The 1,251-nt window shown below is 33.3% G+C and carries 2 protein-coding genes; both read right to left on the bottom strand.

The genetic code is table 11. The features are described 5' to 3' along the window. Window positions 1-442: 442 nt before the first annotated feature. The gene (locus IGK70_RS13465) at window positions 443-1,033 is read right to left on the bottom strand and encodes a replication protein (protein ID WP_016266053.1); all 591 of its coding nucleotides are present in this window, start codon (window positions 1,031-1,033) and stop codon (window positions 443-445) included. Window positions 1,034-1,090: 57 nt separating this feature from the next. Continuing rightward, window positions 1,091-1,231 (bottom strand): CopG family transcriptional regulator, encoded by a 141-nt coding sequence (locus IGK70_RS13460; RefSeq protein ID WP_016266052.1) that lies wholly within the window; start codon window positions 1,229-1,231, stop codon window positions 1,091-1,093. Window positions 1,232-1,251 lie beyond the last annotated feature (20 nt).

The following is a 1,251-nucleotide window of genomic DNA, read 5'->3' as shown; positions in this document are numbered from 1 at the left end:
TATTACAGTCAATTATACACAAAATAACACCATAATTCAATCATTTATACACAAAAAGTGACCGTGAACAATGAACAACACTGGGGGGTCGTAGTACCCCCAGTGTTGAAAACCTAAAATCGAAACCCACCAATTTATTACTTGTAATAGAATTTCCTTTTGACTTCACGATATCGAAAGTAATGATTTGGATTGGTTGTTAACTTGGAATTAATCCAAGTTAAAACCTGCACCAATCGCCACTGAAGTGGCTATCATTATTTCTTTGTTCGTCAAAAGTATTTCTCCTATCCCAAGTAATAAATTGGTTTGGCAAGCACTGGCTTTGCTAGCCACTTCATTCACTTACGTTCATTCAGTTCTGCAAACCCGCTTGTTGGGGGTAAACCCCCAATCCCCCCTTTTTGCTAACGCAAAAAAGCTAGCCATATGGCTAGCTAATTCATTTGTTATCTTTTATTCTATGTCTTCTAGATTTTATAAATGTATTTATAGCAAAAGTACCATTATCAGCTAACAAAGGAAACCAATCATCAAATCTATTCTCCATAGCATAAATCCATAATTCTTCATATTCTCTTATATCATTTTCAACTATAAAAGAAGTCATTTCTTTAAACATCTCATATCTACTTGCAGACGTAGGTTTTAACATCTCTAAGATATCTGCTCCACCATGAGCGATCATATCTTCTCGATTATATTGATATTTTTCAGGATTATCCATATGTAGCATATATCTAACAAGACCTTTAGCAGAACCACATTTTTGTGGAACAGTAGCATTTATTCTTTCAGTTAATTCTAATATCTGATTATAACTTTTAACACCATCATACATAACTAAAATATGCTTATGAGCCTTTTTTATCTCCCCATTTGGATTAGTATCTTTATCATGTAATGGAGATTCCACCCATTGTATATGTTCATTATCTAATATATCTCTCCAACCTTCAGAAACACTTTCTGGATAAATTACAAAGGTCCAATTTCTAGTTCTTACATTACCTTGTGATGCCTTATTTGCCATGATATAATTACCTCCGAATACCAGTTTATGCTGCCATAGCCACATGGCAGTATTTTTTTATCTATTTTTATGCTTTTTATCAAAATCTTGTAAAGCTAACGCAATTACCGCACTTTTTGATACTCCTAAATGTTTTGCCAATTCATCTAACTTTTCCGACATCTCATCTTTTAAAGTTACTTGCAATCTTTTGCTCATGTTGTAACCACCTTTCAAGT

The sequence above is a fragment of the Enterococcus sp. DIV0358 genome, assembly GCF_051713465.1.
In the GTDB taxonomy this organism is placed as follows: domain Bacteria; phylum Bacillota; class Bacilli; order Lactobacillales; family Enterococcaceae; genus Enterococcus; species Enterococcus faecalis.
Note: the sequence above shows the minus strand (reverse complement) of the source record. Positions and strands in the feature narration are given on the sequence as shown.

Excerpts from the sequence above, each read along its gene's own strand:
- IGK70_RS13460 (WP_016266052.1), bottom strand. The coding sequence starts at position 1,231 with ATGAGCAAAAGATTGCAAGTAACTTTAAAAGATGAGATGTCGGAAAAG.
- IGK70_RS13465 (WP_016266053.1), bottom strand. The coding sequence starts at position 1,033 with ATGGCAAATAAGGCATCACAAGGTAATGTAAGAACTAGAAATTGGACC.